General features: G+C 57.7%; 1 rRNA gene. It reads left to right on the top strand.

Features of this window, described 5'->3' with window-relative positions:
- Nucleotides 1-260 (top strand): 23S ribosomal RNA (locus ASU23_RS16345); the annotation flags it as partial.

Below are 260 nucleotides of genomic sequence, written 5' to 3'. Positions count from 1 at the left end.
CTTAGAAGCAGCCACCCTTGAAAGAGTGCGTAATAGCTCACTGGTCAAGTGATCCTGCGCCGACAATGTAGCGGGGCTCAAGTACACCACCGAAGCTGCGGCATTCACGCAATAGCCCCCCTTCACTCTGCGGAGTGTTGGGCAGGTGTGTGGATGGGTAGGGGAGCGTCGTGTGGCCATGGAAGCGGCAGGGTGACCTAGCCGTGGAGGCCACACGAGTGAGAATGCAGGCATGAGTAGCGAAAGACGAGTGAGAAACT

Origin of the sequence: Rhodococcus sp. KB6 (assembly GCF_001445685.1) — a bacterium.
GTDB lineage: Bacteria > Actinomycetota > Actinomycetes > Mycobacteriales > Mycobacteriaceae > Rhodococcus_F > Rhodococcus_F qingshengii.
Note: the sequence above shows the minus strand (reverse complement) of the source record. Positions and strands in the feature narration are given on the sequence as shown.